Here is a 25,311-nt window from a genome sequence, read left to right as displayed (position 1 = left end):
AAGCCTAATCGCAAACGAGAAAAACACATGACATGCATATCCATACCCGTCCTTTGCTACCATAACGTTTCCGACGTGAACGGGCATACGCCCGAGATGTTCCGCGCCCACCTCGACGCCATCGCAGATGCGGGCTGGCGGACCATCACCGCCCGCGATCTGCTCGCCGTCACGCGCGGCGAAATGCGCCCCCCGAAGAAGTCCCTGGTCCTGACCTTCGATGACGGCCACGTCTCCAACTGGACGACCGTTGTCCCGGAACTCGAAAAACGGAACATGACCGGCACCTTCTTCGTCCTCACGGACTTCACCGTGCCGGGCGAGGCGCGCACGGCCGAAACCGCGCCCGAAATGCTCACCATGAAGCAGGTCTTTCGGGCCGCTCACCTGGAAGGCGATTACTCCCAGTTCATCAACGAATCCGAGATTCGGGCCATGCTCGACAAGGGCATGGAGATATACTCCCACGGCCGCCGCCACCAGGCCGCCTTCATGTCATTCCAGCCTGAATGCCCCCTCGGCGCGGAGAGATCGCACTGGGGAGGCTGGTCCATCTACCCCGGACACAACGATTCCTGGCCCACTTTCAAGGTCGGCAGCGCCTATGTCTACGACGGCTTCTGGCCCAAATTCGAGGGCAGGGGCCAGCCGCGTTTCGTCAAGCGGTCCGAAGAGGAACGCCGCGAATTCTGCCGCAGGGACTTTCGCAAAAGCCTGGAGCGCATCCGGGAATTGAACGGCCTCGACGAACAGATTTTCTGCTGGCCGTGGGGCCAATTCGACCAGGCCGCCCAGGACGAATTGAAAGCGGCCGGATACGCGGGCGCGTTCACCCTGGAACGCTGGTCCAACACGCGGGGCACCGATCCGTTTCGGCTCAACCGCATCGGCGTGGCCGCCAGGAAGGACAGCGACTGGCTCCGGTCCCGACTGCGCATGTATTCCACAACGCCCTCGGCCCGCTTTTTCTTCAAGAAATACCACAAGAAGCCCGAGATCAACACGGTGCTCTACGCCACCGATTCCATCAAGCTCTCCGGCGGCAGCCGCCAGATGGTCAACAACATCAAGGCGATGTCCGACATGGGCCTGAAGGTCTACGCCCTGGTGACTCCGGACACGGCCATCAACGCCGCCCTGGAGGACCTGGATGTGGAGGTGATCCGCCACGACGGCTTCAGCCGGTACTGGAAAGCCGGGAAATTTCTCAAGAGCCTGATTGAGGAAAAAGGCATCGACGTGGTCCACTCCTTCCACAACCGGGCCTACAAGATGGGCGTGCTGGCCCGCCTCATGGGCGCGAAATTCAAGCTGTTCATCAACCGGGGGGTCATCTCCAAGCCCAATTCCGTCTTCTTCCTCTGGACGGCCTTGAGCAACGGGGTCATCGCCAACTCGGCCCAGTGCGCCGAAGTCATGCGCAAATACTGGGTTCGCGGCAAGCTCCTCAACGTGGTCTACAACGCCTACGCCGGACCCGACTTCGGCGAGCCCAAGCCCCGCAAGAAACGGGGCACCCGCTTCATCTATCTGGGCAATACGGCGCCCATCAAGGGTTTCGACGTCTTCCTGAAGGCCGCCGACCGGCTCTGCCGGGAAGGAGCCAGGGACCTGGAGTTCGTGGGCGTGGGCGTGTCCGACAATAAACTCGGCAACTACGACGACATTCTCACCCCGGCGGTGCGGGAGCGCTATCGCAACGCTGGCGAAATATCCCACGACGCAGTCTTCGACGAGCTGCGCTTCGCCGACGTCCTGGTCATCACCTCGCGCAAGGAAAGCCTGCCCAATGCCCTGCTCGAAGGATTCGCCCTCGGCCTGCCCGCCGTGTGCACGAACGTGGGCGGCATCCCGGAGGTGGTCCGAGACGGCGTTGACGGTTTTCTCTGCGCCTCGGAGGACGCGGATTGCCTGGCCGAAAAGATGCGGCTGCTGGCCGAAGACCCGACGAAACGATTCACCCTCGGGCTCGTCGGCCACAGGATGGTACGCCGCCTGCTCACCCCGGAAGCCAAAGGGCGCAACCTCATGCGCGTCTACATGGGCGAACATCTCTACGAGCCTCTGCCCTTGGAGGACATCGCCCGGGAAGCGGCGGACGCCCCGGACCCGTTCGAGACGCAAAACTCCATGGAAGAACACTCCCATGAGCGCCCCGAGCGCTGAATCTTCGGCCGCCTTCCGGCGCGCACTGCCCGATGACCTCGCGGCCCTGCTGCGTCTGGGGTTCGCGGGCAAATCCCATCTGCTGGATGTGGCCGGACGTTGCCTGCGCCCGGGCCGGGAAAATCTCGTCCCCGTTGCCTCCGACGCCCTGCGCACCCTGACCGCGGACAACCCGCTGGATGGAGGGTTGGCCGCCGAGTTGCTCGCTTCGGAGCGGACCAGCGTCCTCCTCGAACCCGCGGCTCGGGCCATGCTTCGCGGGCTCGCCGCCCACTGGCGGCGGCCCTCCGATCCCTCCCCCCTCATCGACGCCCTGACCGCCCGTGACTTCCAGCGGACCGCAGCCTTCCTGGACAAGGCCGTACGCCAAGAGCCCGGCAACCTCTTCTGGCGCGAACAAGTCTTGACCGTGGGCGCGGTGGAAAACGCCCCCGACTTCGTGTTCCGCCTTCTCGAAGCCGATGGGCCGGAAGACGCCCGCCCCGCTCTCCGCAACGCCGCCAAACGCGTTCACGAACTTTTTTCCCCGCGTGAAGCCCCCTCGGCCGAATCGCTCCTGGAGGCAGCCCGCCTCACTCCGTGGAACACGAACCTGGCATTGCGCGCCCACGACGCCGTGTCGGGCGCGGCCGAAGCCCGCGCGCCCCTGCCGGGACGCGCCGCCGTCCTGCTCTATTCATGGAACAAGGCGGATGAACTGGACGCCACCCTGCAATGTCTGCTCGCCTCCGACCTGAACGGCGCGTCGGTCTTCGTCCTCGACAACGGTTCCACGGACAGCACCGGCGCGGTCCTGAGCCGCATGGAAACGCGGTTCGCGGCAACCCTCAGCGCGGACCGGTTCACGACCGTCTCCCTGCCGGTGAACATCGGCGCAGCGGCGGCGCGTAACTGGCTGCTCAGCCTGGAAGCGGTGCGGGCGAACGAATTCATCTGCTATCTGGACGACGACGTGGAACTGCCCTCAGATTGGCTGCAACGCCTGGGCGCGGCCGTCTCGCGCTATCCCGAGGCGGGCGTATGGGGGTGCAAGGTAGTGGACCACGCCAACCCGCTGTGCATTCAGAGCGCGGACAGCCACCTTCGCCTGGACCCGGCGGAACGCGCGGACCTGACCCGCCTGGCCCCCAACCCCTTCGGCCTCACGGATCTGCACATCCAGACGCTGGACACCGGCGCATTCGACTTCATGCGGCCCTGCGCCTCGGTCACGGGCTGCTGTCACCTGTTCCGCACCGGCGCGCTGCTCGACTCCGGCGGCTTCGCCATCCAGCTTTCCCCGTCCCAGTACGACGACATGGAACACGACCTGCGATTATGCGAAGCCCGCCGTTTCCCGGTCTATCAGGGACATCTGGCGGTACGCCACAAGAAGCGTACAGGATCGGCCTCCCACACCTCCCGGCAGGAGTTGGGCAACGCCTTGGGCAACAAATACAAGATGCAAACCATGCATACCCGCGCCGACATTGCCGCCGCCATGGAGGCGGAGCAGACGCTGCTCGAAGCCGATTTGCTCCGGAAGCTGGAATATCTTGATTCGTTCTGAGGCTGATGCTGCTGTTTGTTGTCTGTTGTTTGTTGTTTTGAAGTGTAGCGCGGGGAGGTGTGCCGCGCTTCGCGGCAGACCGTGCGCGTTCGCATCACGTTTTGTTTCGCCTTTACGGCGACTTCCTTTTTTGCTGGCGCAGAAAAAAGGAAGCAAAAACTGCGCTTTTTGGCCCGTTCAGCTCCCGAAAGCAGTGGCCAAGAGCCTGTAGCGGCTTTCGCTGCCCGACAGGATGTCCGCCTGCGGCGGACGCAGTCGGCCTACGCTTCGCCGCTTCAGACAGGCTCTAGGCCCCGGCTTTCGAACGTCTCCCGCGCAAGCGAGGTCTGTTCTTCCAACTCGGTAGACCTCATTCCCTGCTCTTCGTTCCCAAAGCCGCTACCCAAATCCACTTCGAAGGCGGTTGCACTCGGCTAGCCCCCTTACGAGCACCAGCCCTGGATCAGCGGCCTAGAAGCCGACCGCGAAGGGGCGGCGGCTCCGGTGACGAGGAAGGAAGGACCTACGAGAGTGGGAAGCTGGCCAGCGGGAAAGGGCTTATACTTTTGCTCGGATGGAGCCGCCCCGAGCGGATCGGATTCTTGCCGAAGATCCTGGGGGCGGCCGCGCTAGGAAAAGGCCCTTTTCTTTCGTCTATTTCTTTTGGGCCCAGCAAAAGAAATGGACCCCGCCGGGAGGGCATGGAGGCTGAAGGGGCAAAGCCCCTTCACTGGCTCTCGCGCCAAAGGCGCGCTTCTTTCCGTCAAAAAAAGCCGCCCCTTAGGATGGCCTTCCATCTTTGTTTTTTTGGGAGGAGAGCGCGTGACGGTGTGCCGCGCTTCGCGGCAGACCGTGCGCGTTCTCATCACGTTTTGTTTCGCCTTTACGGCGACTTCCTTTTTTGCTGGCGCAGAAAAAAGGAAGCAAAAACTGCGCTTTTCGGCCCTTTCAGCTCCCGAAAGCAGTGGCCAAGAGCCTGTAGCGGCTTTCGCTGCCCGACAGGATGTCCGCCTGCGGCGGACGCAGTCGGCCTACGCTTCGCCGCTTCAGACAGGCTCTAGGCCCCGGCTTTCGAACGTCTCCCGCGCAAGCGAGATCCGCTCTTCTAGATCAATAAGACCTATTTCCGGCTCTTCGTTCTCGAAGGCCCTCCCCAAGGCGAACGCAAGGCAAATAGTCTACTACGAGCACCAGCCCTGGATCAGCGGCCTAGAAGCCGACCGCGAAGGGGCGGCGGCTCCGGTGACGAGGAAGGAAGGGCTGGCGAGAGTGGGAAGCTGGCCAGCGGGAAAGGGCTTATACTTTTGCTCGGATGGAGCCGACCCGAGCGGATCGGATTCTTGCAGATGATCCCGGGGCGGCCGCGCTAGGAAAAGGCCCTTTTCTTTCGTCTATTTCTTTTGGGCCCAGCAAAAGAAATGGACCCCGCCGGGAGGGCATGGAGGCTGAAGGGGCTTTGCCCCTTCACTGGCTCTCGCGCCAACGGCGCGCACGGCTTACCGTGATCGCGCACCAACCCGCAAAAAAACTTCGCCCCCCCTAGGGCTACCTCAACAAAAGCTGCTGCCCCTGGGAAAAACACCGTTTCCGCACGAGATTGGTGACGATCAGCGACCCCAGAGCGGTGGACGCAACCAACATCAGCATGACCACTATCTGGTAGCGGATGGCTATGAGCGGGTCGGTGCCGGACAGAATCTGGCCTGTCATCATGCCGGGCAGGGAAACCAGCCCCACGGCCATGAGAGAGTTGATGGACGGGATCATCCCCGCGCGCATGGCCCCGGCCAGAATCTCCCGCGACGCCTCGCGGTAGTCCGCGCCGAGGGCGAGTTTCATCTCCACCTCGTTGCGGCGGTTTCTGAGGTCGGAGAAGAGCCTGTCCAGGCAGATGGATATGGCGGTCATGGAGTTGCCCACTATCATGCCCGCCAGGGGGATGAAGTATTGGGGCGTCCACCACGGCTTCGCGCCCACGATCACCCCGGTGACGACCACGGAGACCAGGGCGTAGGACACGAGCATGGACAGGAAGACGGGAACGGCGAACGATACGGTCCGCTCCTTGACCCGTCCCCGAATGGTATGCACCGCGGCGGCCACCATGATGATGAACATGGTCATGACCAGCCAGGAGATACGCACCTCGAAAACGAACTTGAGCACATAGCCCATGAGGAAGAGCTGAGCGAACGTGCGGACCGTGCCCACGGCCAGGTCGCGGCCCAATCCGAGCCGGTGCGTGAAGGACGTCACGCCCGCCAAAAGCACGAAGCCGAGACAAAGGGCGAGCTGCAACGGGCCTATTTCGATGATGTGCGGGGTCATGCCATCACCAGCCCCTGTTTTTCGATGTAGATGAAGCGGGTCACGCCCTCGGGGACGGTCTCGGAGTGGGAGATCATGACCACGGTTACTCCGCTTTCGCAGAGCTCCCGGGCGCGGTCCAGGACAACCCCCGCCGAGTGGGCGTCCAGGGATGCGGTGGGCTCGTCCAGAAGGACGACCTCGGGCGAAAGGAGCAGGGAGCGGATGAGGCACACCCGTTGGGCCTGGCCCACGGAGAGCTTGTCGGCCCGGGAGTCGAGAGTCACGCCCTGGAGCAGAAAATCGGAGAGCCGCTCGGCCATGTCCTCGTCGGAAGGAGACGACAACAACGCATTGGCCTTGAAGCTGAACGGCAAAAGCAAATTCTCGCGCACGGTTCCGGGCAGCAGGGTCGGCAATTGCTGCACATAGGCCACGCTCCGGCGCAGTCCGGCCGGGGGGATGTCCCGAATGGGCGCGCCCTTGAAGGAAATGGTTCCGCCCTGCGCTTCCTCCAGGCGGCAGAGGAGCCTGAGCACCGTGGACTTGCCCGCGCCGGACGGACCGCGCAGAAGATGATAGCCGCCGGTCTCGAGAACGAGGTCCGCATCCTTGAGGATGGCCGGACCGTCAGGGTAGGCGAAGGAGACCCGGTCCAGGGCGAGGGGCACGCCTAGCCCTTCCTCTTGTTGAGAAAATCCAGGAATCGATTGGCCTCGTCCATGAGCGGGGCTATCTCCAGGGCCTTCATCAGGTTGGCCCTGCACTCGGCCTCGTCACCGCGTTCGAATTGGGCCCTGGCAATGTTGTAGCGGAGATTTTCGTCATCGTCGGCGATCTCCAGCGCCCGGGAGTAATATTCCACCGCCTGGTCCGTGAGCCCGGATTTGCGCAGGCTGATGCCGAACTCGTTGAACAGGTGCTTGTGCTCGGGAGAAAAGGCCGCGTCCAGGGAGACCACGCGTTTGAAGATGTCGCCCGCCTTGTCTGCGTCACCCCGCTGCATGTAGGTGAGCCCCAGGCCGAAATTTGCCCGGACGTTCTGTTCGTCCAGCCCCAGGGCCGATTCGAATTCGAACTGCGCGGAGTAGAGAGCGCCCCGGCCGCGCTGCTCCTCGGCCCGCAGGAGGGTGTCGCGAAGCTCGCGCATACGGGGGTAGACCTCGGTCTGGTAGAATTCCAGTTCCGGGCTGAAACGGGCGAGGAAGTCGGGCAGCGGAAGCGTCTCGCCGGAGCCGGACGGCACTTTATTGCCGTTCAGGGGCCTGACCAGAATCATGCGCACGCCGTCGTCCGACTGTTCGGCCTCCTCGGCATACCAGTAGGCCTTCCTGACGACCTTGCGCCGGGTAGCTCCCGAGCCGACGACGGCCTCGGACTTCGTGGAAAACGCGCCGGATATTTTCTCCACGCGTACATCGGCGGGGAGCGCGCCGCGTCCGGAAACGCTACGCGCTGGGTGCGATTCCTTGCGGACCAGGCCCGCGGAATGAGTAGATTCTGGGGTCACTTTGCTGCCTCGTGCTCTGTGGTTGCGAGCGAAGGGCGAAGATACACCCGGCCCTGACCGAACGCAACCGCCCCCCATCCGCCGGGGAGCGATTTCGCCAAAAGGTGACAATCGGCCGTATATCCGCTAAAGGCAGGGACGGCGGACGTCCCCGGCGTTCCGTCGAAATCGGAAGAAACCTTGCGCCAGCACCTGTGGCATCGAAAACGGAGAAAGAACATGACTACGATCGGGAAGAGGATTCGTGCCTACCGCGAAAAGCAGAATCTGAGCATCGAGGATCTGTCCAACAGAACCACCTTGTCCGAGAACTTCATCCGTGCCGTTGAGGAAGAGGAAATGTACCCCTCCCTGCGGCCCCTGGTTAAGCTGGCTCGCGCGCTAGGAGTACGATTGGGAACCTTCCTGGACGATCAGGTTTCGAGCGATCCGCTGATTACCCGCCTGGACGAACGCGAGCAGGAAATCATCATGCACCCGGACGGCAAGGAAGCCGGGCTGATCTTCCACTCCCTGGGCAAGGGCAAGACCGACCGCCACATGGAGCCGTTCTTCATCGAGCTGATGCCCGAATCCGGCAAGGACAACGCCATGTCCTCCCACGAAGGCGAGGAATTCATCGTGGTCCACTCCGGCAAACTGCGGGTCCGATACGGCCAGGAGGAGCAGATTCTCGAAACCGGCGACTCCATCTACTTCAACTCCATAGTGCCCCACAACGTGGCCTGCGGCGGAGAGGAAAAGGCCGAAATCTACGCCGTCCTCTATTTCCCGGAATAAGGGGGGACGAATGAAGGCGCTTCGCGAAATTACCCTCGGCAACCTCCTCAAGGAGACCGCCGACAAGCATCCCGATACCGAGGCCGTGGTCTATGTGGACCGCGACTTCCGCCTGACCTACGCCGAGTTCGACGAACTTACCGACACCATCGCCAAGGGGCTGATGGGGCTCGGCGTGAAGAAGGGCGAGAAAGTGGCCGTGTGGGCCAACAACGTGCCCTACTGGGTGGCGTTGCAGTTCGCCACGGCCAAGATCGGAGCTATCCTGCTCACGGTCAACACCCACTACCGCTCCCATGAGCTGGAGTACCTGCTCAAGCATTCCGAGACCGAGAACCTGTTCATCATCGGCCAGTACCGCGACCATGACTACCTGACCTCCACCTACGACCTGGTGCCGGAACTGCGCACCCAGGAGAGGGGGCACCTGCGGACCGAGAAATTCCCGCATCTGAAGCGGGTCTTCTACCTGGGCCACGAGAAGCACCGGGGCATGTACTCCATCCCCGAGCTACAGGCCATGTCCGCCATGATCTCCGACGAACAGTACGCCGAACGCCAGGCGTCCCTCGATCCGCACGACGTGGTCAACATGCAGTACACCTCCGGCACCACAGGGTTCCCCAAGGGCGTGCAGTTGACCCACTACAACATCGTCAACAACGGGTACTGGATCGGGGCGAACCAGAATTTCGTGCCCGGCGACCGGCTCTGCCTGACCGTGCCCCTGTTCCACTGTTTCGGTTGCGTGCTCGGCGTCATGGCCGCGGTCAACCATGGCGTGACCATGGTCATTCTGGAGGACTTCGCCCCCCTGGACGTTATGGGCGCCATCGACCAGGAACGGTGTACGGCCGTGTACGGCGTACCCACCATGTTCATCGCCATCCTCGACCATCCGTTGTTCGCGAGATTCGACTATTCGTCGCTGCGCACCGGGATCATGGCCGGTTCGCCCTGCCCTGTGGAGGTCATGAAGCGGGTCATCGAAAAGATGAACATGCGCGAAATCACCATCTGCTACGGACTAACCGAGGGCAGCCCGGTCATGAGCCAGACCGTAGTCGGCGACAGCCTCAGGCACATGACCGAGACCGTCGGCCGGGCCATGCCCGAGATCGAGGTCCGCGTTGTCGACCCCGAGTCCAACGAAGAGTGTCCTCGCGGCGTCACCGGCGAGGTCTGCTGCCGGGGCTACAACGTCATGAAGGGCTACTACAACAACGAAAAGGCGACCAAGGAAGCCATCGACAAGGACGGCTGGCTCCACTCGGGCGACCTCGGCGTCATGGACGAGGACGGCTACCTGTCCATCACCGGCCGCCTCAAGGACATGATCATCCGCGGCGGCGAGAACATCTATCCGCGCGAGATCGAGGAGTTCCTCTACCTGATGGACGGCGTCCTCGACGTGCAGGTGGCGGGCGTTCCCAGCGGCAAGTTCGGCGAAGAGGTCGGCGCGTTCGTTATCCGCAAGGATGACGCGGACCTGGAGGTCGAAGACATCGTCGACTTCTGCCGGGGCAAGATTTCCCGGTACAAGATCCCGAAATACGTGACCTTCCTGGACGCCTACCCCATGACCGCATCCGGCAAGATCCAGAAATACAAACTTCGCGAAATGGCCTCGGATTTGTGGCCCGACGCGTAGAGATATAGTGCATATTGCCGGGAGGGCCTCCATCGGGAGGCTCCCCGGCGTCCTTGCCGTTCGTTTCGGCAGGGAGTAGGGCAAAACCGGCGGCGCGGCCGGAAGCGGGAAAGGGGCTTTCCCGCCGGACCGGGACCATGTCCCTGCCGCCGGATGCAAATTCCAGGAGGAATGTATGGAACAGTACAAGGAAATCGCGCCCCGTCTGGTGGGCGTGCGGGAAGGCGTCGGCTGGACGCCCAAGGAGATGGCCGACCTGCTCGGAGTGTCCGAGGAGAAGGTGCTGACCTATGAATCCGGGACCGTGGAAATCCCGGTGGGCTACATGCTCGACGTCTCCCGGTTGTGCCGGGTGGACCTGACCACGCTCATCTCGGGCCGCGAACCGCATCTCAAGTCCTATTCGCTTGTGCGCAAGGACGAGGGATTCGCCGTGGACCGGCGCAAGGACTACGATTACAAGTCGCTCGGCTACAAGTTCGCCGGACGCGAGATGGAGCCTTTCCTCATCACGGTCCCGCCCAAGTCCGGGGACGATATGGTCGAAACCGCCCATCGCGGCCAGGAGTTCATCTACGTGCTCGAAGGCCGTCTCGAAGTACGCCTCGGCGGGGAGCCGATCATCGTCGAACCCGGCGATTCCCTCTATTTCAATTCCGAAACGCCCCACGCCCTGCGCGGCCTGGACGGCAAGCCGGTTCGTTTTCTCGACGTGATTCTATAGGGCCGGTCGGAGAAAATCCGACCCGCCCGGAAAAATCCTACGATTTTTGCTGCCATAAAAAATCACGATATCCGATCTGAATCACGGAGAAAACCCATGTTTACCAAAGAAGAATACGCCGACTACAAAGATTTTTGCCAACGTTTCACACCCGAATGCCCCGAGAACTTCAACTTCGCCTTTGACGTCCTGGACGGAAAGGACCCCGACGCTCTCGCGCTCATTCATGTGGACGACGATTTCAACCGGCGCGACTTCAATTTCGGCTTCTTCCAGGAATCCTCTTCCAGGCTGGCCAACTCCCTGGCCGCCAAAGGCGTGAAGAAAGGCGACCGGATCATGCTCGTCCTCTACCGGCGCGTGGAGTACTGGGTGGTCATGCTCGCCCTGCACCGCATCGGCGCGGTGCCCATTCCCTCCCCCTCGCTTCTGACCCGCAAGGACATCACCGAGCGCGTCAACTACGCGGGCATCACGGCCATCATCTGCGACGAATCCATTGTCGAGCGCGTGGACAGGGCCAGGCCCAAATGTCCCGGCCTGAACCTGCTGGTGCAGGTGGGCGGCGAGACCGAAAACGGCTGGTTCGGCTACGAGGACCTCGTGGCCTCGGGCGATCCGAGCTTTCCGCGCACCCCGGATTCCCCCGGCGGGGACGATCCCTTTATCATCTTTTTCTCCTCCGGCACCACCGGGCTGCCGAAGATGGTCATGCACAACCACAAGTACGCCGCGTCCCACTACACCACCGGCGCCCTGTGGCACGACCTGGAGGAAGGCGACATCCATCTGACCGTATCCGACACGGGCTGGGGCAAGTCCGTCTGGGGCAAGTTCTACGGCCAGTGGATGGCCAAGGCGGTCATTTTCGTCTGGGACTTCCGGGGCAAGTTCCATCCCGCCGCCCTGCTGCGCGTCATAGCCGACAACAAGATCACCACCTTTTGCGCGCCGCCGACCATTTACCGCTTCCTTGTACGTGAAGACCTGTCCCGGTTCGACCTTTCCGCCCTGCGTCACTGCACCACGGCGGGCGAACTGCTCAACGATTCGGTCTTCCACGCCTGGCAAAAGGCCGTTGGCCTGCCCATCTACGAGGGCTACGGCCAGACCGAAACCACCCTGCAAGTAGCTACCTTCAAGTTCATGAAGCCCAAGCCGGGCTCCATCGGCAAGCCCGTTCCCGGCTGGGAGATCGCGCTCATGGACGATGAGTGCAACTTCGTGCCGCAGGGCGAGGAAGGCGAAATCTGCATTCGCATCGACAAGCCCGTCATGGGATTGTTCGACTCCTACATGGACGAGCCGGCGAAGACCGCCTCGGTCAAGTGCGCGGGCTGGTATCATACCGGCGACAAGGCCTGGGCCGACGAGGACGGCTACCTCTGGTTCATGGGCCGCACCGACGACCTCATCAAGTCCTCGGGCTACCGCATCGGACCCTTCGAAGTCGAATCCGCCCTGGTGGCCCACGAGTCGGTCATCGAGGCCGCCGTCACCGGTATCCCCGACGACGTGCGCGGACAACTGGTCAAGGCCACCGTTGTTCTCGCTCCCGGATACGAGCCTTCCGAGGCCCTGACCAAGGAACTCCAAGCCTTTGTCCGCGAGCTGACCGCGCCGTACAAGTACCCGCGCGTCATCGAATACGTGGAAGAACTGCCCAAGACCATCTCGGGCAAGATCAAACGCAAGGAAATCCGCGAAGCCGACCTGGCCAAGCTGGGCCGATAGCTCCTACAGCGGCCCGGGAAAGGGATTCCCCTTTCCCGGGCCGTATCTTCCCTCCTCCCTTTTTTGGGGAACCCTCCCTTTTACTTCTTGAAGACGAAAAAGCAGGTGTTGAAAGCCGCTTCGCGGCAATAGTCGGGTGATTTCGCCTCCGGCGGGCAAGGGCTCACACCCTTGCATCCCCTGTATGCGCCTCCGGCGCGGGCTTTTTTCCCTCTGCCGCGTTCTGCCGTGAAAAGGGGGCGTTAAATATATAGGTCTTTTTTTCAACGCCGTCCTTTCCGGGCGTGGTTTACAGATTCCGCCGTTCCTCGTATGAAATAGGAATGGAGGACTCCCTATGGACGTTTTCGAGCGGATGATGAATCGGCGAAGGTGCGTCAAGACCATGCTGGCCCTCGGGGCCGGACTGCTGGCGGGAGTAAGGCCGGTGCGCGGCGCGGAGCCGCCGCCGCGGGCCAGGGTCGCGGTGGTCCGTACGGGAGACCGCGCCAAGGGCGTCGAGCAGGCCCTTGCCCAATTCGACCTGACCGATTTCAAGGGAAAGTCCGTGGCTCTCAAGGCCAACTACAACAGCGCGGACCCGTTCCCGGCCTCCACCCATCCGGACACCCTGCTCGCCCTGGCCCTGGCCCTCAAAGGCGCGGGAGCGGGACCGATGACCCTGGTCGAACGCAGCGGCATGGGCGACACCGGGTCCGTCCTGCGAAAGATGGGCGCGTACCGCGTCGCCGAGACTGCGGGCTTCGAGGTGGTGGTCATGGACGGCCTGGGTGAAGACGGCTTTGTACGCGAGACGCCGCCCGGAACCCATTGGAAAAGGGGCTTCCTCCTGGAACGCCACTTCGCGGAAGCGGACAAGGTGGTCCAGACCTGCTGCCTCAAGACCCACCAGTTCGGCGGACACTTCACCATGTCCCTGAAAAACGCGGTGGGGGCCATCGCCAAATACGATCCCGGAAACGGCTACAACTATATGTCCGAGCTGCACTCCTCCCCCTTGCAGCGCACGCTCATCGCCGAAATCAGCCAGGCGTTCCGCAACGACCTCATCGTCATGGACGGCATGTCGGCCTTTGTCGACGGCGGGCCGCATCGGGGAACCGAAGTATCGATCAACGCCATCATAGCGGGCACGGACCCTGTGGCCGTGGACGCGGTCGGCGTCGCCATCCTGCGCATGTACGGCACCACGCCGGAGGTCGGTAAGGGGCGTGTTTTCGACCAGGAACAGCTCCGCCGCGCCGCCCAAGCCGGGATAGGCGCATCCGGCGCCCGGGATATCGAACTCGTTCCCGTCGGCGCGGAAGCCCCGGATTTCGTGAAGCGCATCCGAAAGGAACTGAACGCCTGATCCGCCTTCCGAGCCGAACTTCCTCTCACGCGGACGAAAACCGAGCGTGGAAGGGCGCGCTATTTGCGCATGATCATTTTGTAGTATTCCTCGCCCACCACGCTCGGGTCGTAGAGGTCCGGGAAGTAGAAGGGCAGGGCCTTGGTCGGCAGGGCCACCCGCAGGGCCGACTTCGGCGTCGTCGAGGTCAACAGTCCGGCATCCACCAGATTCCTCACCACCCGCCGGGCGGTGGACGTCGCCTTGTTCATGATCGTTCCGGCTTCGCCTCGCGGGATTTCCCCCCGCATAAAAACGGCGCGGAGAAGGCGCGAGGAATCGGGATGCAGCTCCCCTCCCCGTTTGGTGGAATTGGCGTCCACAAACCACTCGATCCGTTCGTCGAGGGTTTGTAGCGAAAGCAGCCGATCCATGAAATGGATCTGGTCCAGGCAGACCCCGAAAACGAATTCAACCAATCCCGCGAGCAGATCGCTCCGCTCGGCCAGGGATACTTCGCCATCCGGGGGCGGATCGCAGGAAAACAGATTGACCATGTACTCGTCTTTCCGCCTGGACAGGCCGCGGGACAACGACCACAGGTTTGAGCGGTTGATGTTGCAACCGGCCATATAGAGCGTGGAGAACAGCCGCGTCACCCGCCCGTTCCCGTCCCTGAAGGGATGCAGCCAGGTCAGGCGATGGTGCGCCGAGGCCATGGCGATCAGCCTTTCATCGCCGTGGAACCGTCTCTGGTCGTAGTCTTCGGCGAACTTGTCCATGCCCCGTCTCAAATCTTCCCCCGGCTCAGGCCCGATGGCGGCTCCCATGGCCGCATTGGGTCCCACGGCTATGGGCCGGTCGCGGAGCTCCCCCGGCATGACGGGGATGTCGGTAAAGCCATTTTCCTCGTGCGTGAACAAATGCTCGGGAGCCAGATGGCGGTAGAAGGTGGAGTGAATGAGCTTCAGAAAATCCACTCCGGCCACGTTCTCCCCCTTGCGGGAGTCCAGCAGGGCGGTCAGATCCTCCTCGGCCAGGATGTGCGCCGCGCACAAATCCTGGGCGTACCGCTTTTCGGAGTTCCGGTCGTACCGTTTTTCCAGGGCTTGCTCGATGGCCAAAAGGGAAGACTTATGCCCTTCGATGAGATTGCTGTAGTAACTATTGAGAAGCCGGAGGTTGCCTCCGAGGGCCTTCGCCGTTGCAGGCGCGACGCGCCCTTCCAGGGAGGCGGACGACGAGATCACTTCCTGGGCCATGTCTTTCAACGGCCCCAACTCGGCCTGCTCCGGAATCACCATAGGCCAGAAAATCATGCACTTAACCTCACAAAAAACGAGCGTTTTTATCGGCGATCTTCATACACCCACAACTATCTGTATATACAAATATTATAATTTTTGAAACCATTCTTTAAAATTGATTTTTGAGCGGTTTAATCGGCGATCTGAGAAAGGAATTGAACCTTCCTTTTCCCGTCCGGCATACCTCGAGGCCCCTACTTCACATACCCCCACTCCACCAGCCGGTTGTAGGCGTGCTGCGCCTGGTTGCCCTGGTTCACCTGCTGGAGGAACTTGTAATAGTCTTCGGCCGCCTCCTTGCGGCGGCCCATGCCCTCCTGGGCGTACCCCATGAAGAACGTCGCGTAGGGGTTGCCCGGAAGCGCTTTTTCATAGGCCGCAAAAGCTTCATGGGCCTGTTCGTACTCCTTGGCCTGGATCAGGAGTACGCCCGCCACCTGATTGGCCTGAGCCTCACCGGGATACACTTCCCTGGCCTGTCGGGCATACGGCAGGGCCTCGCTGTACTTTTCCTGCGCGATCAGCAGCTTGGACATAAGCAGAAGGCCGGTGTAGTCCTCGGGCGCAAGCCGCAGGGCCGTGCCCATTTTTTCTTCGGCCCGATTGTACTTTTTCTCTCCTCCGAGCTTTTCCGCATCCTGCATGTCCCGGATGGCCGGGCCGATCTTGCGGAGGTTCACGGTGTGGTCCATGTACCGCTCGCGGTAGAAGGCGTACTGCCTGGCTCCGTAATATTTCTTGCTGGCCTCCTGGCGGGCCGTGGCCAGTCTCTCCGCGCTCATTGGATGAGTGGCGAACATGACTTCCAGGGCGCTGGGTTCGCGGTTGTGCTGTTCGTTGAGCATCTCCATGAGGCCCACCATGCCTTCGGGGTTGTATTCCGCGCGAGTCATGTATTCCAGGCCCAGCGCGTCGGCCTGCCGCTCGTCGTCGCGGCTGTAGGAGGCCAGAAGCAATCCCGCCCCGAGACCGCCCAGGCCGCCCGCAACGGAACCCCATGCGCCGCCGTACTTGGCCCCGATGGCCGCGCCGCCCAGTGTGGCCAGCCCGCCCACGACCATCTGCGAACTCATGCGCGAAGCCGTATGCCGGGCGTTGACGTGGCCGATCTCGTGGCCGAGCAGCGCGGCCATCTCGGCCTCGTTGTCGACCTCGAGCAGGATGCCGCGGGTACAGGCGATGGTGCCGCCGGGAAAGGCGTATGCGTTCACATAGTTGGCGTTGACCGCGTGGTAGTTGTAGGGCATCTGCGGCCGGTGGGACGTATCGGACAGGGACTTGCCCACGCCGGACACGTACTCGTTCAGGGCCTTGTCCTGGGTGGAGCCGTAATCGTTGGACAACTGCTGTGGCGAGGCCTGGCGATCCATCTGGATTTCCTGCTCCTCGCTGACCAGCATGAACTGGCTCTGGCCCGTGACGGGATTCTTGGCGCATCCCCCCACTCCGGCGGCGACCGCGGTCATGGCCCCGGCCTTGAGAAACTCCCGCCGCGTAAGGCGCGAACGGATTCGTACGGATTTCATTGTCATCTCCCGGTTGTTGCCTGTTCAATACCGTAAATCCTACCTCCAGTTCAACCCCGAGGCCGCAGCGCGCACGGAGTTGACACCCCGCCCCGCTTGCTACATTATTCTCTTAATAGCTTAAATAAACTACATTTTCGTAGGACAAAAATGAAAAAGATCCTGATTGTGAAAACCGGCGGCACCTATGCCGACTACGCTGCGGAGCGAGGCGATTTCGTGGACTGGACCGCGCAGGGCATGAGGCTCGCCTGCGACAGGTGGGTGAGCGTCGACGCTCAGGCCGGAGAACCCTTGCCCGCCCCGGAAGAATTCGCAGGCGGCGTCATCACCGGCTCCCACGACATGGTCACTGACGGGTTCGGATGGATAGATGACGCCAAAGCCTGGATACGGCGCGCCGTGGACGCCCGGCTGCCCCTGCTCGGCATCTGCTTCGGCCACCAGCTCATGGCGGACGCCCTGGGCGGCAGAGCGGGCTACCATCCGGACGGGCTGGAGATCGGCACGACGGATGTCACGCTGACCGAAGCGGCCGGCGACGATCCCATATTTCGCGACCTGCCGCGGACCTTCCCGGGGCATGTGACTCATTCCCAGACCGCTCTCGAACTGCCTTCTGGGGCGACGCTCCTGGCCACGGGCGCGCACGACCCGCACCAGTCCTTTCGGGTGAGCGAAGCCGCCTGGGGCGTACAGTTCCATCCCGAGTTCGACGCGCCCGCCATCCTCGAATACATCGCCCGGCGTGAGCTGGAATTGGCTGAACAAGGATTGGACGCCGCCCGCATCCGGACCACGGTCCGAGACACGCCTGAATCCGCGTCCCTTCTCGAACGGTTCGCTGCCTACTGCCTGTCCCGCTGAACGGCGTCCGTTTCCGGAGAAGCGGGGGAAGCCGCCCCGCCGAGCCGGTAGCCCTCGGAACGGAGTTCCCGCAGGGCCTTTTGCAGCTTGGGCACGATGCCCGAGTTCTTTTCGTGCAGGTAGTGATAGAAAGGAGTCCTGCAGGCGGGCGGGTCCAGCCCCACAATCATGTCAAACCGTCCCGCGTGATCGCGAAAGGTCTTTTCGGCGCTGAGCTTGCTCCCCAGAGCCAGGCCGATGCGCCCCTCCTGCAACATGCTGAACAGGGTCTCATAATTGTTGACCAAAACAAGCGGGCGTCCGGCCATGACCCGCTCGGCCCAGATGACTCCCCTGACCGCTCCCACCGCCATTTCGTCCAGCAGGCTCTTGTCGAACCGCTCGATCTTCCGATTTTTGAGCACATAGGCCGTTCCGATCAGCTCCATGAGCTCGACATTCACCCGAATCAGCGTGGGGAAGTTCTGCTCCAGGTTGGGAATACGTCCGGCGTCCCCGTCCAGAACGCCGTCGCAGGCAAGGACCAGGGAGCGTTTTGTGGGCATGGACACGAACTCCACCGGCAATCCCGCACGCTTGTAGACCGCTTCCAACCGTTTCTTGGCCTCCACGTGAACCATGGCGTCGGGCGAATAGCCGATCCGATAGGGTTCGCGGGCATGGCCGGGCTCGGCCGCAAGCAGGCACAGCGCGACGCACGCGGCCGCAAGGACTGCGCGGCGGCTTGTTGTCCGGAGACAGGTCAGGGTATGTCGCAGGACGGATTGCATCGCTTCCGTGCATAGCACAGATGGCCCGGCGTGGGCAAAGGGAACATGGCGCGCGGCCCGGGAATCGGGGCGACTTGCCCCTTATCGCCTATTTGAGGTATGGGAGCGTATGAAACGCGCTCTCATCCTCTTGTCCGCCGGCGTGCTGGTCATCGCGCTCGGCTACGGAATGAGCCAGCCGAACAGGCTGTTCTGGAACAGCCTGGAGGTTTCGGTCACGGCCTACAACTCCACTCCCGCCCAGACCGACGGGGACCCGCACAGGGCAGCCTGGAACAACCGGCTCAAACCCGGCATGAAGGCCATTGCGGTATCCCGCGACCTTATCGAGCTTGGCCTGGACAACCAAACCAAAGTCTGGATCGACGGCTTCGACGGCCCCTATATCGTCCTGGACAAGATGAACCAACGGTTCACGCAACGGATAGACATCTACTTCGGCATGAACGTAAAAGCCGCCCGCAGATTCGGCGAACGCACGGCACGGATTTACTGGCGCTGACGGCACTGTCGGCCTTGCGGACAGATGCGGCCGCCCATCCATGAAGGATGGGCCGCCGCATCTGTTTCATCCCCCGCCGAAGGCGGCAATGGGATTCTCAAGGCCCTCGGCCTTGAGCGGGTCCAGGGCAGCGCCCCGGCCTCCCCGGAGGGGCCGCCGGAGGCTCCCCCCTACACCAAAAACTGGCCTGTGACGGAATCCGGGCTGGCGATGATCTCTTCCGGGGTGCCGGATGCCACGATGCGGCCGCCGTGCTCGCCGCCGCCGGGGCCGAGGTCGATGACATGGTCCGAGGCCATGATGACGTCGGTGTTGTGCTCGATGACGATGACGGTGGCGTTCTTGTCCACGAGCTGATGCAGCACCCGGATGAGCTTGCCGACCTCGTGCATGTGCAGTCCGGTGGTTGGCTCGTCGAGAATGTAGAGCGCGCCGGGCAGGGAGCGCTTGCCGAGCTCGCGGGATATCTTGATGCGCTGGGCCTCGCCGCCGGACAGGGTGGTGGCGGGCTGGCCGAGGCGCACGTATTCCAGTCCCACGTCGGCGAGCACGTCGAGCTTGCGCATGAGCGCCGGGTGGTTGGAGAAGAACTCGCGGGCCTGGCGCACGGTCATGTCCAGGACGTCGGCGATGGTCTTGCCCCGGTATTCCACTTCGAGAGTCTGGGCATTGTACCGTTTGCCCTTGCATGTCTCGCAGGTCACGTAGACGTCGGGCAGGAAATGCATTTCCACGCGAATCTGGCCGTCGCCCTTGCACGCCTCGCAACGGCCGCCCTTGACGTTGAAGGAGAACCGGCCGGGCGCATAGCCGCGCTTGCGCGACTCCTTGGCCCCCGCGAATATCTTGCGGATCTCATCGAATATCTTGGTGTAGGTGGCCGGGTTGGAACGCGGAGTGCGGCCGATGGGCGACTGGTCGATGGAGATGACCTTCTCGATGGAATCCAGCCCTTCTATGCCGCCGATCTTTCCTGGATCACTGGCCTTTTGCCCGCGATGCAGGAGAAGATGCTTGTACAGGGAGTCCATGACCAGGGAGGACTTGCCCGAGCCGGACACGCCGGTCACGCAGGTCATCACCCCGAGGGGGATGTCCACGTCCAGGTTCTTGAGGTTGTTGGTCTGGACTTTTCGGAGGGAGATATGGCCCGTGGGCTTGCGCCGGGTCTTGGGCGGCTCGATGAACATGTCGCCGCGCAGGTACTTGCCGGTCAGGGAATCCGCCTTGAGCAGTTCATCCACCGGCCCCTGGAACACGATCTCGCCGCCCAGCCAGCCGGAGGAAGGGCCGATCTCGATGACGTGGTCGGCCTCGCGGATGGTCGGCTCGTCGTGTTCGACCACGAGCACCGTGTTGCCCCTGGACTGGAGCGAGCGCAGGGTGTCGATGAGCCGCTGGTTGTCGCGCGGATGCAGGCCGATGGACGGCTCATCGAGCACGTAGGTCACGCCCACCAGGCCGGATCCGAGCTGTGAGGCGAGCCGGATGCGCTGGGCCTCGCCGCCCGAGAGCGTGGCCATGTTGCGGCCGAGGGAAAGATATTCGAGCCCCACGTTGACCATGAACCCGAGGCGGTGGGTCAACTCCTTGAGGAGCGGCTCGGAAATGAGGGTCTCGTGGCCGGAGAACTTCAACCCCTCAAGCCATTCCAGAGCGCGCTGGATGGACATGGAGGTAAACTCCACCAGGTTTTTGTCGGCCACGCGCACGGCCAGGGATTCGGGCTTGAGGCGCGCGCCCTCGCAGGCCGGGCACGGCTTGGACTGCTGGAACCGGGCGGTCCAGTGATCCCATACGCCCGCCTGTTGCTGGCCGTATTCGAGAATGGACACCACGCCCGGCCAGCCTGTTTCCTGATCGCCGTAAAAAAGCGCCGCCCATGCCTCGCCGGAGTAGTCGGCCAGGAGGGTATCCAGGGTGAAACCGAATTTCTTGCCGAGCTTCTTCAACAACGGAGCGTACTTGTCCTGGCGGTAAGCGGATTTCCAGGGGATTACTCCGCCTTCGTTGAGGGACAATCCCTTGTTGGGCGCGATGAGGTCCGGCTCGAAATATTCCACCGAGCCGATACCGTTGCAGACCGGACATGCGCCCTGGGGCGAGTTGAACGAGAAGAGCTGCGGGCTGAGCTTCGGCATGGAAATCTTGCAGGATGGGCAGGTGGACAGCGTGGACATGAAGATGTCGCCCGCATTTTCCCCGCCGATCACGGAAACGATCATGCGTTCGTCGCCCTTTTCCAACGCCAGCTCCACGGAATCCGCCAGCCGCTTTTTGATGCCGTCCTTGAGCACCAGGCGGTCCACCACCAGATCGATGGTGTGCTTCTTGTTCTTTTCCAGCTCAGGGACCTCGTCCAGGGAGTAGAGCGCGCCGTCCACGCGCACACGCACGAAGCCTTCCTTCTTGAGCTTGGCGAAAAGGTCCTTGTGGGTGCCCTTCTGGTGCTCCACCAGCGGCGCCAGCAGCATGAATTTGGAGCCGGGCTCCATGCCCATGACGGTCTCCACTATCTCGTCCGTGGTCTGCGCCTCGATGGGCTTGCCGCAGGACGGGCAGTAGAACTTGCCCAGGCGGGCGAAGAAGACGCGCAGAAAGTCGTAAACCTCGGTCACGGTGCCCACGGTGGAACGCGGGTTGCGGGTGGAGGTCTGCTGCTCCAGCGATATGGCCGGGGAAAGCCCCTCGACCTTGTCCACGTCCGGCTTGTCCATCTGGGGCAGGAACTGGCGGGCGTACGCGGACAGGGATTCGACGTAGCGTCGTTGGCCTTCGGCGTAGACGATGTCGAAGGCGAGCGTGGACTTGCCCGACCCGGACGGACCGCAGATGACCACCAGCTTTTCGCGGGGGATGTCCAGGGTCAGATTCTTGAGGTTGTGGTGCCGGGCGCCTTCTATATGGATGGATTTGGAGTCGGTGGTATGCATCGGCAGAGAGTAATCATTCTCGCAGGCAAGGCAAGCGCGGAGGCGAAGGAATCATCCGCCCCGCCATCCATCCTTTACAGGTCCGTACGCAGCGCGTATATGCGTGAATAGAGACAATGCCAAACCCGTTGCGAGACGGGGACGGAAAGCCACGGGCCTCACGCAGGCAGCCGGGTTGCCGAAGCTCCCACCGACACCTTGCGGACTTCACGCGGCCACGGCATATGGCAAGGAGAACGCATGGACAATATCCCTTCCGCCGACAACGGCGCGCACGGCGGCAACGGCCGGGCCATGGTCAAGGTTTCACCCTACATGGTCATTCCTTCGCGGGTGGGCGGCTTTTCCGTATACCTGAAGCAGGGCGGGAAATACGTCCTGTATGCGGAAAAAGGAGAGCTGTTCACCGACTCGCACAAGCAGCGGCTATCCCTGCTCGGCGTGGACCATCTCTACGTCCGGGCCTCGGACTATGACGACTTCACCCGCTATGTGCAGGAAAACATTCTGGAAATCCTGGATGACGAGAGCATCCCCGTGGGTGAGCGCGCCCGCGTCTGGAGCGACGCCACCGTGGCGCTCGCCCGGGAAGCCTTCGACAGCTCCCTGCCGGCGCCCATAGACAGGAGGCATTTTCAGCGCATCCGCAAGCTCATCGCCGACTCCCTCAAGTTCCTTTCCAGGGAGGACGCCCTCAAGGAGCTCGCCCGGTTCATACGCGACGGCGAGGAATCCTTCCACCACGGCGTCGGGGTAATGGTCCTGACCGTGACCACCCTGTGTTCGTTCATGAAGGAGGATTCCGAACTCCTTGTGGCCGTGGGCATGGGTGCCATCCTGCACGACATAGGCAAAATCGAGTTGCCGCGGGAAGTCTTCACCAAGAAGTTCGATGCGCTGAGCCGCGAGGACAAAGACCTCGTCAAATCCCATCCCGCCCTGGGCGTGGGCGTCTGCTCGGGCCTGCCCATGCCCCAGGAGACGTTGCAGTGCATCCTTTTCCATCACGAACGCGAGGACGGACTGGGCTATCCCTCCGGCTCCACCGGGGCCATGCTGCCGTCCTACGTCAAGGCGCTCATCCTCTGCAACGAATACGACAACCTCACGCGCGGCCGCACGGGACGCCGCCTGACGCCCTTCGAAGCCCTGACCAGGATCAAGTCCATGCGAAGCGCGTTCGACACGGAAATGCTCAGGCGTCTCATCGAGGTGCTGGCCAAGGCCGATCTGACCTCCTAGCGGGCATTTCGCGTGTGCGGGGCGGAAGATGCGAGGCCCGCCGCAAACGCGGGGCGGTACGCCGGGAAAACGTGTTTGCCTTTTGCGCAAGCTGAGGCTAGAGAGCGTCCATGGCATCATCTTCGCGCCGCAGGCCCCGCAAAAGGGTCTGCCCTCCCGCCCCGCAGTGGTCCGACCGCGTATACGTGCGCGTCGACCCGAGCGACATCGGACTCTTCCGGTTCATCCTGGAAGGATACGACAACCTCGGCGTGTTCACCGTGGTCAACAAATTCAAGGGAATCCTTGTCCTGCGCTACAGCCCGCACCTCCAACGCGAGGTGAGGACCTTCCTCAAGGCGGCGGGCACGGAGATGAAGTTGGAGATCCTGCCCGCCCCGTTGCGGGAATCCTAACCATACGCAGACGCGCCGCCCGCAGGGCGACACGGCCACCACGGCGGACGCCAGCCCCAGGGCGCGTTATTTCAACCCGATCATGCCGCGCTGGCCGATAGTCTTGATGAAGGCGGTGACCGACAATTCGGCTTCGCGAAGCTGGACCTCGTAGGCCTCGGCAAACATTTCCGCTATTGCGCGGACCGAGTTGCGGCCGTCGATGCGCCGCCAGACGAAGGTTCCCATCTCGTCCAGCTCCACCCGTTTCGTCATGGGCCTGCCGTCCCACAGCCCCACCTTGTCGGCCAGGCGGCCGAACCACGGCTTGACCGCCAGGGGATAGGCCAGCCTGACCAGGCCGCCGGGAAGCTCGGTCTCCTCCACCGCCTCGTTGCGCACCGGGATCATTCCCAGGGCCTCGGCTCGGGATATGACCGGCTCAGGCCGTTTCTTCCGGAACAAGGGTAAAACTCCCGCAGATATCGTTGAAAACGGATTCGGCAAGTGAAACTGTGCCCGTGGCCGTGACCGCCAAAACGGCGTTTCCCGCGTCCGTAAGCCATGCCCGGCCGCTGGTCCGGACTACCCGGCGCAAAGCCCTGCGCAGGAAAGACGTCCGCGCATCGCCGCGCCAGGAAACGCGCCCGGAATCGCCCTCCATGGGCAGGGACGCGGGCGGCGCATGGGCCAGCCTGTCGCGGCACCACGCTTCCAGCGTCGTTTCCTTGAGCAGGGCCGACGCCGGGGCGAACCGTTCGAAATCGAGCCGAACGCCCGGCCCCTTGCCTGCGGGCGCGCGCCCGGACCGTCCGCCCGAGGCGGAACGCCAGAAAGACATCCGGTAATGTCCCGGCCTGAAGGAAAAGGTATCGAGCGCGAAATCCGCGGGGACTCTCGCGGCCAGGCCGAACATGGCCCACGGCATGGTCTTCCCGGCGGTGTGGTCGCGCAGGGTGGCCATCACCCGGGCGGCCGGCCCCTCGTCAGCCTCCGAACGGATGAAGAACTGAACCAGGCAGGCCAGGCCCGTGCCGGGATGATGCAGGGCCGCGCCCAGGCCTCGATTCTCCCCGGCCCGCCAGACGAAACTCCGGGCGCGAAGACCGGATTCGGCCAACCGGTTCACGGCCCCTGCCCAGTCGGGCGGGACCTCGTCCGGCTCCACAGCGCGGACCTCGGCGTTTTTGTTGCCCTTGGTCAGCCTTTTCAGGTGCCTGTCAAAGGAGAAGGCCCCCTGCACCCGGTTCCACTTGAGTTCGCAGACCGGCCCCGAGCCGTCGGCCAGAAACAATCCGTCCCGCTCGATGGCGGAAGGCTCCCAGTCCGCGGGGGCGGCCAGGCCGATCCCGTTCCAGGCGAAATCAACCATCATCAGCGCGGCACGTAGGTGTCCAGGGACCGGATTACGGATTTGCCGGGACCGTTCGGAGCACCCTCGAACCCGGCCATGTAGCACTCGTACTCCTCGTCCATGAGACTCCCGTACGTCATCTTGATGGACACGCCGGGCCGGATTTCCTTGTCGCGGCTCCACATGAGCACCAGGGAAATCTGTTCTCCCTTGTCGTTCCTGAAAAACCATTCCCAGGCGATGACGTTCTTGAAGGCGTCGCCCAGATACTTGTCCGGCTCGCCGAAAGCGTCCTCGTAGCGCTCATACAGCTTGTCGAAGAACCCCTGTCCCCGGTCGTTGAACTTGAGTTTGACGCGCACCAGACGGTCCTTGTTCCTGCAATTGCCGAACGCGAGGCTGCCCCCGCGCACCCCGGGCAGGGCGTCGGGCTTGATGAGGACTTCGGACAGGAACGGCGCGTCGGACACGGGAAGGGCCTGCTCCATGCGGCAATACTGCCCGTATCGCTCCATGGGCTCGCCGAGGGTGAACCCGGCTATGGATTTGGGGAACCCGTCGGCGGCAGAGGCTGAGGTCGCGAAAAGGACCGCCAGGACGATCAGCAGCGGGAATGCTTTTCTCATGGGTACTTCGCCTTTGGTTTAATTAAGACTTGTCCGCGCAATGGACACATCCTATGATTAAACGACATCATGCCGATTGG

At 62.7% G+C, this 25,311-nt stretch carries 21 protein-coding genes and 1 riboswitch; of the genes, 11 read left to right on the top strand and 10 right to left on the bottom strand.

Annotated elements, in window-relative coordinates:
- Positions 1-27: 27 nt before the first annotated feature.
- Both PSN43_RS02490 and PSN43_RS02485 read left to right on the top strand, forming a co-directional pair.
- Positions 28-2,166 (top strand): glycosyltransferase, encoded by a 2,139-nt coding sequence (locus PSN43_RS02490; protein WP_272699136.1) that lies wholly within the window; start codon positions 28-30, stop codon positions 2,164-2,166.
- Positions 2,147-3,715, top strand: a complete 1,569-nt coding sequence (locus PSN43_RS02485; RefSeq protein WP_272699135.1) for a glycosyltransferase family A protein — start codon at positions 2,147-2,149, stop codon at positions 3,713-3,715. Before PSN43_RS02490 ends, PSN43_RS02485 begins: the two co-directional genes overlap by 20 nt.
- A 1,524-nt stretch (positions 3,716-5,239) precedes the next feature.
- Here PSN43_RS02485 and PSN43_RS02480 read toward each other — a convergent pair.
- Genes PSN43_RS02480 through PSN43_RS02470 form a run of 3 tightly spaced genes read right to left on the bottom strand, consistent with a single transcriptional unit; the run spans position 5,240 to position 7,412 of the window.
- Positions 5,240-6,022, bottom strand: a complete 783-nt coding sequence (locus tag PSN43_RS02480) for an ABC transporter permease (RefSeq protein ID WP_272699134.1) — start codon at positions 6,020-6,022, stop codon at positions 5,240-5,242.
- Positions 6,019-6,672: an ABC transporter ATP-binding protein gene (locus PSN43_RS02475; RefSeq protein ID WP_272699133.1), complete on the bottom strand. Its 654-nt coding sequence runs from the start codon at positions 6,670-6,672 to the stop codon at positions 6,019-6,021. Before PSN43_RS02475 ends, PSN43_RS02480 begins: the two co-directional genes overlap by 4 nt.
- 2 nt (positions 6,673-6,674) lie before the next feature.
- Complete coding sequence (locus PSN43_RS02470) at positions 6,675-7,412, bottom strand: tetratricopeptide repeat protein (RefSeq protein ID WP_272699132.1); 738 nt, start codon at positions 7,410-7,412, stop codon at positions 6,675-6,677.
- Between the two features lie 318 nt (positions 7,413-7,730).
- Here PSN43_RS02470 and PSN43_RS02465 point away from each other — a divergent pair, with 318 nt between their 5' ends.
- The 5 genes from PSN43_RS02465 (at position 7,731) to PSN43_RS02445 (ending at position 13,751) form a co-directional block, all read left to right on the top strand.
- Complete coding sequence (locus PSN43_RS02465; RefSeq protein ID WP_272699131.1) at positions 7,731-8,291, top strand: helix-turn-helix domain-containing protein; 561 nt, start codon at positions 7,731-7,733, stop codon at positions 8,289-8,291.
- A 10-nt stretch (positions 8,292-8,301) separates the two neighbouring features.
- Entirely contained in the window at positions 8,302-9,942 is a 1,641-nt protein-coding gene (locus tag PSN43_RS02460) for an AMP-binding protein (protein ID WP_272699130.1), read from the top strand.
- A 175-nt stretch (positions 9,943-10,117) separates the two neighbouring features.
- Complete coding sequence (locus tag PSN43_RS02455) at positions 10,118-10,666, top strand: helix-turn-helix domain-containing protein (protein ID WP_272699129.1); 549 nt, start codon at positions 10,118-10,120, stop codon at positions 10,664-10,666.
- Positions 10,667-10,762: 96 nt separating this feature from the next.
- A complete protein-coding gene (locus tag PSN43_RS02450; RefSeq protein WP_272699128.1) occupies positions 10,763-12,400 on the top strand; it encodes an AMP-binding protein in 1,638 nt (545 codons plus the stop codon).
- 337 nt (positions 12,401-12,737) lie between these two features.
- The gene (locus PSN43_RS02445; RefSeq protein WP_272699127.1) at positions 12,738-13,751 is read left to right on the top strand and encodes a DUF362 domain-containing protein; all 1,014 of its coding nucleotides are present in this window, start codon (positions 12,738-12,740) and stop codon (positions 13,749-13,751) included.
- Positions 13,752-13,810: 59 nt separating this feature from the next.
- Here the strand turns inward: PSN43_RS02445 and PSN43_RS02440 are convergent, their stop codons facing one another.
- Positions 13,811-15,049, bottom strand: coding sequence for a Fic family protein (locus tag PSN43_RS02440; RefSeq protein ID WP_272699126.1), 1,239 nt, complete (start codon positions 15,047-15,049; stop codon positions 13,811-13,813).
- Positions 15,050-15,231: 182 nt separating this feature from the next.
- Complete coding sequence (locus PSN43_RS02435) at positions 15,232-16,563, bottom strand: M48 family metalloprotease (protein WP_272699125.1); 1,332 nt, start codon at positions 16,561-16,563, stop codon at positions 15,232-15,234.
- Between the two features lie 150 nt (positions 16,564-16,713).
- Between PSN43_RS02435 and PSN43_RS02430 the strand changes: the two genes are divergently transcribed.
- Positions 16,714-17,430: a glutamine amidotransferase gene (locus PSN43_RS02430; protein WP_272699124.1), complete on the top strand. Its 717-nt coding sequence runs from the start codon at positions 16,714-16,716 to the stop codon at positions 17,428-17,430.
- Here PSN43_RS02430 and PSN43_RS02425 read toward each other — a convergent pair.
- Positions 17,412-18,200, bottom strand: a complete 789-nt coding sequence (locus PSN43_RS02425; protein WP_272699123.1) for a hypothetical protein — start codon at positions 18,198-18,200, stop codon at positions 17,412-17,414. The two genes, PSN43_RS02430 and PSN43_RS02425, sit on opposite strands and share 19 nt — an antisense overlap.
- Positions 18,201-18,309: 109 nt before the next feature.
- Between PSN43_RS02425 and PSN43_RS02420 the strand changes: the two genes are divergently transcribed.
- The gene (locus PSN43_RS02420; protein ID WP_272699122.1) at positions 18,310-18,702 is read left to right on the top strand and encodes a 3D domain-containing protein; all 393 of its coding nucleotides are present in this window, start codon (positions 18,310-18,312) and stop codon (positions 18,700-18,702) included.
- Positions 18,703-18,872: 170 nt separating this feature from the next.
- On the opposite strand, the gene uvrA is transcribed toward PSN43_RS02420, so the two are convergent.
- Complete coding sequence (gene uvrA / locus PSN43_RS02415) at positions 18,873-21,635, bottom strand: excinuclease ABC subunit UvrA (RefSeq protein WP_272699121.1); 2,763 nt, start codon at positions 21,633-21,635, stop codon at positions 18,873-18,875.
- A gap of 108 nt (positions 21,636-21,743) precedes the next feature.
- A riboswitch (cyclic di-GMP riboswitch) is annotated at positions 21,744-21,818 on the top strand.
- A 57-nt stretch (positions 21,819-21,875) separates the two neighbouring features.
- Here uvrA and PSN43_RS02410 point away from each other — a divergent pair.
- Positions 21,876-22,877, top strand: a complete 1,002-nt coding sequence (locus PSN43_RS02410) for an HD-GYP domain-containing protein (RefSeq protein WP_272699120.1) — start codon at positions 21,876-21,878, stop codon at positions 22,875-22,877.
- 110 nt (positions 22,878-22,987) lie between these two features.
- On the top strand, positions 22,988-23,272 hold the full coding sequence (locus PSN43_RS02405; protein WP_272699119.1) for a DUF4911 domain-containing protein: 285 nt from the start codon (positions 22,988-22,990) through the stop codon (positions 23,270-23,272).
- A 66-nt stretch (positions 23,273-23,338) separates the two neighbouring features.
- Here the strand turns inward: PSN43_RS02405 and PSN43_RS02400 are convergent, their stop codons facing one another.
- The 3 genes from PSN43_RS02400 to PSN43_RS02390 are packed head-to-tail and all read right to left on the bottom strand — an operon-like array spanning position 23,339 to position 25,231.
- Positions 23,339-23,716, bottom strand: a complete 378-nt coding sequence (locus PSN43_RS02400; RefSeq protein WP_272699118.1) for a PqqD family protein — start codon at positions 23,714-23,716, stop codon at positions 23,339-23,341.
- On the bottom strand, positions 23,694-24,626 hold the full coding sequence (locus PSN43_RS02395; RefSeq protein ID WP_272699117.1) for a hypothetical protein: 933 nt from the start codon (positions 24,624-24,626) through the stop codon (positions 23,694-23,696). The genes PSN43_RS02400 and PSN43_RS02395 overlap by 23 nt, the downstream gene beginning before the upstream one ends.
- A complete protein-coding gene (locus tag PSN43_RS02390; protein ID WP_272699116.1) occupies positions 24,626-25,231 on the bottom strand; it encodes a hypothetical protein in 606 nt (201 codons plus the stop codon). Before PSN43_RS02390 ends, PSN43_RS02395 begins: the two co-directional genes overlap by 1 nt.
- Positions 25,232-25,311 lie beyond the last annotated feature (80 nt).

Origin of the sequence: Desulfovibrio sp. Fe33 (genome assembly GCF_028532725.1) — a bacterium.
In the GTDB taxonomy this organism is placed as follows: Bacteria; Desulfobacterota; Desulfovibrionia; order Desulfovibrionales; family Desulfovibrionaceae; genus Pseudodesulfovibrio.
Note: the sequence above shows the minus strand (reverse complement) of the source record. Positions and strands in the feature narration are given on the sequence as shown.